The sequence below is a fragment of the Hansschlegelia beijingensis genome, assembly GCF_045505405.1.
In the GTDB taxonomy this organism is placed as follows: Bacteria; Pseudomonadota; Alphaproteobacteria; order Rhizobiales; family Methylopilaceae; genus Methylopila; species Methylopila beijingensis_A.
Genome location: NZ_JBJKEX010000125.1, coordinates 1 through 7750, shown reverse-complemented (window position 1 = coordinate 7750; position 7750 = coordinate 1). Strand labels below are relative to the sequence as shown.

General features: G+C 69.3%; 10 protein-coding genes. 6 read left to right on the top strand and 4 right to left on the bottom strand.

Features of this window, described 5'->3' with window-relative positions; all coding sequences use genetic code 11:
• Positions 1-7: 7 nt before the first annotated feature.
• The 3 genes from ACIKT0_RS09730 to ACIKT0_RS09720 all read right to left on the bottom strand — a co-directional run bounded on the left by ACIKT0_RS09730 (position 8) and on the right by ACIKT0_RS09720 (position 1270).
• Positions 8-136 (bottom strand): hypothetical protein, encoded by a 129-nt coding sequence (locus tag ACIKT0_RS09730; protein WP_407105157.1) that lies wholly within the window; start codon positions 134-136, stop codon positions 8-10.
• On the bottom strand, positions 133-441 hold the full coding sequence (locus ACIKT0_RS09725) for an XdhC family protein (RefSeq protein WP_407105156.1): 309 nt from the start codon (positions 439-441) through the stop codon (positions 133-135). The genes ACIKT0_RS09730 and ACIKT0_RS09725 overlap by 4 nt, the downstream gene beginning before the upstream one ends.
• Positions 442-511: 70 nt before the next feature.
• Positions 512-1270 (bottom strand): penicillin-binding transpeptidase domain-containing protein, encoded by a 759-nt coding sequence (locus ACIKT0_RS09720; RefSeq protein ID WP_407105155.1) that lies wholly within the window; start codon positions 1268-1270, stop codon positions 512-514.
• 420 nt (positions 1271-1690) lie between these two features.
• Between ACIKT0_RS09720 and ACIKT0_RS09715 the strand changes: the two genes are divergently transcribed.
• The 6 genes from ACIKT0_RS09715 (at position 1691) to ACIKT0_RS09690 (ending at position 7069) form a co-directional block, all read left to right on the top strand.
• Entirely contained in the window at positions 1691-2608 is a 918-nt protein-coding gene (locus tag ACIKT0_RS09715) for an ABC transporter permease subunit (RefSeq protein WP_407105154.1), read from the top strand.
• A gap of 47 nt (positions 2609-2655) precedes the next feature.
• Positions 2656-3927 carry a high-affinity branched-chain amino acid ABC transporter permease LivM gene (gene livM / locus ACIKT0_RS09710; protein WP_407105159.1) on the top strand — a complete coding sequence of 424 codons (1272 nt, stop codon included), beginning with the start codon at positions 2656-2658 and terminating at the stop codon, positions 3925-3927.
• Entirely contained in the window at positions 3924-4808 is an 885-nt protein-coding gene (locus tag ACIKT0_RS09705) for an ABC transporter ATP-binding protein (protein ID WP_407105153.1), read from the top strand. Before livM ends, ACIKT0_RS09705 begins: the two co-directional genes overlap by 4 nt.
• Before the next feature lie 8 nt (positions 4809-4816).
• Complete coding sequence (locus ACIKT0_RS09700; RefSeq protein WP_407105158.1) at positions 4817-5527, top strand: ABC transporter ATP-binding protein; 711 nt, start codon at positions 4817-4819, stop codon at positions 5525-5527.
• 22 nt (positions 5528-5549) lie between these two features.
• On the top strand, positions 5550-5906 hold the full coding sequence (locus ACIKT0_RS09695) for a DUF6867 family protein (protein ID WP_407105152.1): 357 nt from the start codon (positions 5550-5552) through the stop codon (positions 5904-5906).
• Positions 5907-5968: 62 nt separating this feature from the next.
• The gene (locus ACIKT0_RS09690; protein ID WP_407105151.1) at positions 5969-7069 is read left to right on the top strand and encodes a branched-chain amino acid ABC transporter substrate-binding protein; all 1101 of its coding nucleotides are present in this window, start codon (positions 5969-5971) and stop codon (positions 7067-7069) included.
• Positions 7070-7211: 142 nt separating this feature from the next.
• On the opposite strand, the gene ACIKT0_RS09685 is transcribed toward ACIKT0_RS09690, so the two are convergent.
• Positions 7212-7750, bottom strand: a 539-nt coding sequence (locus tag ACIKT0_RS09685) for a cytochrome c biogenesis CcdA family protein (protein WP_407105150.1), incomplete at its 5' end; no start/stop codon positions are given.

Genomic DNA, 7750 nt, shown 5'->3' with positions numbered 1-7750 from the left:
TCGGACGTCATCGGCCCATCGTGCCGGCCCATGTGAAGCAGCACGTGAAGCATTCTCGAAAGGCGGCGTTCACGACGACGGCGGGCCGCCGGGCCGCCCGCGCCGCGTTCAGCGCGGCGAGCAGATCGAGCTTCATGCCAGCTTCTCGACGAAAACCCTGATGCGGCCGCCGCACGACAGCCCGACGCGCCAGGCGGTCTCGTCCGCGACCCCGAACTCGAGCAGCCGGGGCTCTCCGGAGGCGATCACCTCGGCGGCTTCGCTGACGACCGCGCCTTCGACGCAGCCGCCTGACACTGAGCCCTGGAAGTCGCCGTCGGCGTCGATCACCAGATGGCTGCCGACCGGCCGGGGCGCCGATCCCCAGGTCTCCACCACAGTGGCGAGCGCGACCGAGCGCCCTTCGCGGGCCCACTCTTCGGCGGTCGAAAGAATATCCATGGGCGCCTCCGGGTGCAGAGCCCGAAATAGGCCGCCGCGCCCGTCCGCACAATGACGGGCCGCGGCCGCCTCACCGCGGGGGCGGCGCGAGCCCCGCCTCGACGATGAACTGCTTCGCCCGCTTCACGGCGTCGTCGGCGGACATGCCCTCCCCGCCGCTTTCGAGCGCCGCGAAAACCGTGCTGCGTCCGTCCCGATCGACCCAGCCCACCGACCAGGCCGCGCCGTCGCAGGCGCCGCTCTTGATCGCCACCGTGGCCTCGCCCCAGCGCTCCGTCGGCACGATCTCGACCGTCCGGGCCTGCGACTCCGCCGAAGTCGGCAGTTCGCCGCGCTTCAGCCGCGCGAGGAACTCGACCTGCTCGACCGGGTTAAGCGCGAGACCGTCCGGCCGGTCGCCACGACCGAGCCGCTCCACGGGACCGCCCGAGTCGGCGTTTCCGTAGCGCATCGCCGCGAGGGCCTTGGCAAAGGCGTCGGAGCCGATCCGCCGCGAGACCTCCTCATAGACCCAGGCCGCCCCGGTGCGGAACGCATCGCGCAGGCTCACCCCGTCGGGCGGATCGCCCTCGATCGGCGGATTGCGCTTCACCCGCGCGCCAGCGTCCGGAACGACGCCGCGGTCGAGCGCGATGACGCTCGCCGGTATGTCGAAGGTCGCGCAAGGCGGCAGGCGGCGCTCGCAGGTCGGCTGTCCGGAACTCGCCGGCGCGGTCCCGGCTGCGACGTCGCGAATCGCGATGCACGCCTCGACCCCGGTGAACGCCTTGGAGAAGGCCGCCTGGAGATCGGGCGTCTGCGCGCGAGCCAGCGGGACCGCGGCGAGCACGAGGCCCGCGGCGGCCCAGGAAACTTTGCCGGCGCGCCGAGAACCCCCTATGTCCGCTCTCCCCTGGCCTTGCTGATGCTCAAACGTCGCCGTCATACGCGGCCTGATCCCCGATGGGCGGCTCTGGCCCAGTCATCCTCTACACGCACGCAAAACGCCTGGCCCGCGGCGTCCCTCACGAGGCGTGCGCGGGCGCTCGGGAAAACAAGACAAGATAGCGCCCGCGCGACCGGCGGAAAGCGACGCCCGGCGTTCCAGTTTCCCGTCGTCGAACGTGTGCGAAGCACGTCCGGCGCGTTGTGGCGTCCCGCGACGCTTGCTAAGACTGCACACCAACCGTGCTCGCCCACGGAAGGGGCGCCGCCCCTGAGTCGGGGCGCGGAAGCGAAGTCGGCAACGCGAAGGAAGCGACATCACCCGATGGAGTATTTCGCGCAGCAACTGATCAACGGCGTCACGCTCGGCTCGATCTACGGGCTCATCGCCATCGGTTACACGATGGTCTACGGCATCGTCGGCATGATCAATTTCGCTCATGGCGACATCTTCATGGTCGGCGCGTTCCTGGCGCTCATCGTCTATCTCGCCCTCGCGGCGCTCGGCGTCGCATTCGCGCCGCTGGCGCTGCTGATCGTGCTGGTCGTGGCGATGGCTTTGACCGCACTCTATGGCTGGACTGTGGAGCGGATCGCCTATCGGCCGCTCCGGGGCTCGTTCCGGCTGGCGCCGCTGATCTCCGCCATCGGCATGGCGATCTTTCTCCAGAACTACGTCCAGGTCGCGCAGGGCGCGCGGGTCAAGCCGCTGCCGCCGGTGGTGCGCGGCTATTTCTGGCAGTCCGAGGGCGGCGACGGCTTCGTCGTCAACATCTCGAACGTGCAGGTGATCATCGTGCTGACGACGATCGTCTCGATGATCGCGTTCTGGCTGATCGTCACGCGGACGTCCTTCGGCCGCGCGCAGCGCGCCTGCGAGCAGGACAGCAAGATGGCCGCGCTGCTCGGGGTCGACGTCGACCGCACCATCTCGCTGACCTTCGTGATGGGCGCGGCGCTCGCCTCCGTGGCGGGCCTCATGTACCTGCTCTATTACGGGGTGGCGGATTTCTACATCGGCTTCGTGGCCGGGGTGAAAGCCTTCACGGCCGCGGTCCTCGGCGGCATCGGCTCGCTGCCGGGCGCGATGCTGGGCGGGCTGCTGATCGGCCTGATCGAGACCCTCTGGTCCGCCTATTTCTCGGTCGAATACAAGGACGTCGCCGCGTTCTCCATTCTGGTGATCGTGCTGATCTTCCTGCCCTCCGGCCTGCTCGGCAGGCCGGAAGTCGAGAAGGTCTGAGGCGGCTCGTGGCGGATCACGCGCCGGCTCCTTCGCCTTCGCCCTTCATGGCGGCGCTTCGGAACGCGTTCATCACGGCGCTGATCGCGCTGGGGCTCGCCGCCCCCATGATGGGCCTCGTCACCGTCCAGGGCCCGAACGGGCTGAGGCTCGAGCCGCACTGGGAGCGCGTCGCGATCGCGGTCGGCCTGGTCTTCCTCGGGCGGCTCGCGCTCAACCTGACGATCTGGCGGCCCGATGCGGGCCGGACCAGGACCCAGATTCCGCCGCGGGTCGAGGCGACGCTTTCGCGGCTCGGCCGCTGGTTCGCCCCCGTCGCGGTCGCGCTGGCGGTCGCGCTGCCGTTCCTGCCGGGCGTCGAGCGCTACACGGTCGATCTCGCGATCCTGGTGCTGACCTACGTGATGCTGGGCTGGGGCCTCAACATCGTGGTCGGTCTCGCGGGCCTGCTGGACCTCGGCTACGTCGCCTTCTACGCGGTCGGCGCCTATTCCTACGCGCTGCTCGCCCAGCATTTCGGCCTGTCGTTCTGGGTGTGCCTGCCGCTCGCCGGCATCCTGGCGGCCTTCTGGGGCGTGCTGCTCGGCTTCCCGGTGCTGCGGCTGCGCGGCGACTATCTGGCGATCGTGACGCTGGCCTTCGGCGAGATCATCCGGATCGTCCTGCTGAACTGGTACTGGTTCACCGGCGGCCCGAACGGCATCGGCGGCATCCCCCGGCCGAGCTTCTTCGGGCTCGACTTCACGCCCGGCCCGGATGGCTTCGCGGCGACCTTCGGGCTGAAATTCTCGCCCCTGCACCGGATCATCTTTCTCTACTACCTGATCCTGGCGCTGGCGCTGATCACCAATTTCGTGACGATCCGGCTTCGCCGCCTGCCGATCGGCCGGGCATGGGAGGCCTTGCGCGAGGACGAGATCGCGTGCCGGTCGCTCGGCGTCAACACGGTCAACACCAAGCTCACCGCCTTCGCGCTGGGCGCCATGTTCGCGGGCTTCGCGGGCTCCTTCTTCGCCACCCGGCAGGGCTTCATCAGCCCCGAGAGCTTCGTGTTCATGGAGAGCGCGATGATCCTGGCGATCGTGGTGCTCGGCGGCATGGGCTCGCAGATCGGCGTCGCGATCGCGGCCGTGGCGATGATCGGCGGCTTCGAGCTGTTCCGTGAGTTCAAGGACTACCGGATGATCGTGTTCGGCGCGGTCATGGTCGGGATCATGGTGTGGCGGCCGCGGGGCCTCGTCTCCTCGCGCACGCCTTCGGTGTTCCTCAAGGAGAAGAAGGCGATCGCCGGCTCCCTCGTGCAGGAGGGACACGGATGACGGTCAGGCCGCTCGACGCGCCCGAACTGCCGCCCGAGGTCCTGCTGCGGGTCGAGCATCTCACCATGCGGTTCGGCGGCCTGGTGGCGGTCGACGACGTGTCCTTCGACGTGCGGCGCGACGAGATCACCGCGCTGATCGGGCCCAACGGCGCCGGCAAGACCACCGTCTTCAACTGCATCACCGGCTTCTACAAGCCGACCGTCGGCCGGCTGACGCTGCGCAGGGCGGAGGACGAGAGGTGGCTGCTGGAGCGGCTGCGCGACCACGATATCTCGCGCACGGCGGGCGTCGCCCGCACCTTCCAGAACATCCGCCTGTTCGGCGGCATGACGCTGCTCGAGAACCTGCTGGTGGCGCAGCACGGGCCGCTGATGCGGGCGTCCGGCTTCACCCTGCTGGGGGTTCTGGGCCTCGCCAGCTATGGCCGCGCCGAACGCGCGGCGATCGACAAGGCCACCGCCTGGCTGGACCGCATCGGCCTCGTCGACCGCGCCGACGACGCGGCCGCCGACCTGCCCTATGGCGACCAGCGCCGCCTCGAGATCGCGCGCGCGATGTGCACCGATCCGGTGCTGCTGTGCCTCGACGAGCCGGCGGCCGGCCTCAACCCGCGCGAAAGCGCCGAGCTGAACACGCTGCTGCGCTCGATCCGCGACGAGGGCGTCGCGGTGCTGCTGATCGAGCACGACATGAGCGTGGTGATGGAGATCTCCGATCACGTGGTGGTTCTGGATTACGGCAAGAAGATCTCGGACGGCTCGCCCGCGGCCGTGCGCGAGGACCCGAAGGTGATCGCCGCCTATCTGGGCGTCGAGGACGAGGAGGTCGAGAAGGTCGAGCAGGAGATCGAGCGCATCGCCGAGGAGAGCGGGGCGTGAGCGAAGCCATGCTCTCGCTGCGCGGCGTCACGGCCTATTACGGCGCCATCGCCGCGCTGAAGGGCGTCGACGTCGAGGTGCCGGCCGGCGAGATCGTCACGCTGATCGGCGCGAACGGCGCCGGCAAGTCGACGCTGATGATGACGATCTTCGGCGCGCCGCGCGCCCGCGACGGCTCGATCCTGTTCGACGGCCGCGACATCACGCATCTGCCGACCTACGAGATCGCGCGGCTCAAGATCGCGCAGTCGCCCGAGGGCCGCCGCATCTTCCCGCGCATGACGGTGCTCGAGAACCTGCAGATGGGCGCGGCGGTGACGCAGTTCGCGCATTTCGACGAGGATCTGCGGCGCGTCTTCGACATCTTCCCCCGGCTGAAGGACCGCGCCAGCCAGCGCGGCGGTACGCTGTCGGGCGGCGAGCAGCAGATGCTGGCGATCGCCCGCGCGCTGATGAGCCGGCCCCGCCTGCTGCTGCTCGACGAGCCTTCGCTCGGCCTCGCGCCGCTGATCGCCAAGCAGATCTTCTCGGTGGTGGGCGAGCTCAACCGCAACGAGGGGCTGACGGTGTTCCTGGTCGAGCAGAACGCCTATCACGCGCTCAAGCTGGCCCATCGGGGCTATGTGATGGTCAACGGCCAGATCACCATGAGCGGCGGCGGGCTCGAGCTTCTGGAGCGCCCCGAGGTGCGGGCGGCCTATCTGGAGGGCGGCCGGTGAGCGCGCCTGGCGGAGACGCGCCATGGGCCTGATCTGGGAGATCTCGCTCGCCGAGTTTGGCTTCGTCACCGTCCTGCTCGGCGGCGGCGCGGCGTGGCTCGCGGGACGCGCGCTGGCGCGCTCCTGGGAGCCGGCCTGGAAGGCGGCGCTGTGGATGGTCCCGCTCGCCGCCGCGGTGCGCTTCATCCACTACGCGCTGTTCAGCGGCAGCCTGCTGACGCTTCATTATTTCGTCGTCGACCTCGTGATCCTGATCGCGCTCGCGCTCGTCGGCCATCGCGTGACGCTCGCCGGCCGCATGGCGCGCCAGTACGGCTGGCTCTACGAGCGCGCCGGCCCGTTCGGCTGGCGGCGCCGCGACCGCGAAGGAGCGGCGTGACAGACGCGGCGCGACGCGCCAACAATGGCATCCAGGCAGCGCCATCGAAGGGGACTCTCGGCATGAAGCGACATCTCGGAACAGCCATGGGCCTTGGCCTCGCCGTCGCGCTCGCCGCGCCGGCCTATGCGGACATCGTGGTCGGCATCGGGGCGCCCATCACGGGCGAGAACGCCGTCTTCGGCGCCCAGATCCGCAACGGCGCCGAGCAGGCGGTGGCGGACATCAACGCGGCCGGCGGCGTCAACGGCGAGAAGCTGGTGGTCAAGGTCGGCGACGACGCCTGCGATCCCAAGCAGGCGGTGAACGTCGCGAACCAGCTCGTCTCCGAAGGCGCCAAGGTGGTGATCGGCCATTACTGCTCGGGCTCGTCGATCCCGGCCTCGTCGGTCTACGCCGAGGAAGGCATCATCGAGATCTCGCCGGCCTCCACCAACCCGGCCTTCACCGACAAGCGCCCCGGCCCGACCATCTACCGCGTCTGCGGCCGCGACGACCAGCAGGGCGCCATCGGCGGCAAGTATCTGCTCGACAACTTCAAGGACAAGAAGGTCGCGATCGTCCACGACAAGTCGTCCTACGGCAAGGGTCTCGCCGACGAGACGCTCAAGACCTTCCGCGACGGCGGCGGCAAGGAAGTCATGTATGAGGCGATCACGCCCGGCGAGAAGGACTACTCCGCGCTGGTGTCGAAGCTGAAGCAGGCGAATGTCGACGCCGTCTATTTCGGCGGATACTACCAGCAGGCCGGCCTGATCGTGCGCCAGATGCGCGACCAGGGCCTGCAGGCCAAGCTGATGGGCGGCGACGCGCTGCAGAGCATGGAATTCCTCGGCATCACCGGCAAGGGCGGCGAAGGCACCATGTTCACCTTCCCGCCGGACCAGACCAAGTCGCCGGCGGCCGCCGAGATCGTCCAGAAGTTCAAGGACAAGAAGATCAGCCCGGAAGGCTTCACCCTCTACAGCTACGCCGCCATGCAGATCTGGGCGGCGGCCGCCAACGCGGCCAAGTCGACCGAAGGCGAGGCCGTCGCCGCCGAGATGAACAAGCAGAACTTCAAGACCGTGATCGGCGACCTGAAGTTCGACGACAAGGGCGATCCGACCGTCGCGGGCTTCGTGTTCTACGAGTTCAAGGACGGCGGCTACAGCCAGATTTGATCCTTTGGCCTCCTCGCCCCGGAGACGGCGGGGAGGCTGGCCCTCGCGCCAGCGGGGGCCGGAGGCTCTCGTCCTGAGACCACCCCACCCGGCCGGGCTTCGCTCGTCCACCCTCCCCTCGGCGAGGGAGGGAAAGAGCGCCTCACCCCAGCGTCGCCAGCCCCGGAAACGTCTCCAACAGCCAGAACGAGGCCGTCGTGGTCCAGCCGGTCAGGAAGGCGATCCCGGTCAGCACCAGCAGGCCGCCCATCACCTTCTCGACCGTGCCGAGATGGCTGCGGAAGCGTTTCAGGAAGGCGACGAAGGGCTTCATGGCGAGCGCGGCGATCAGGAAGGGCAGGCCGAGACCTGCGGCGTAGACCGCGAGCAGCCCCGCGCCCTTGGCGACCGTCGCCTCCGAGGCCGCGACCGCCAGCACCGCCGCCAGCACGGGGCCGATGCAGGGCGTCCAGCCGAACGCGAAGGCGAGCCCCATCACATAGGGGCCCCAGAGCCCGACCGGCTTGTCCACCTGCATCCGCGTGTCGCGCATCAGGAACGGGATGCGGAAGGCGCCGAGGAAGTGCAGCCCCATCACGATGATCGCGAGGCCCGCGAGCGTCGCCAGCAGCGGCGCGTTCTGCAGCAGCAGCCCGCCGACCGCCGAGGCGGTCGCGCCGAGCGCGACGAACACGGTCGAGA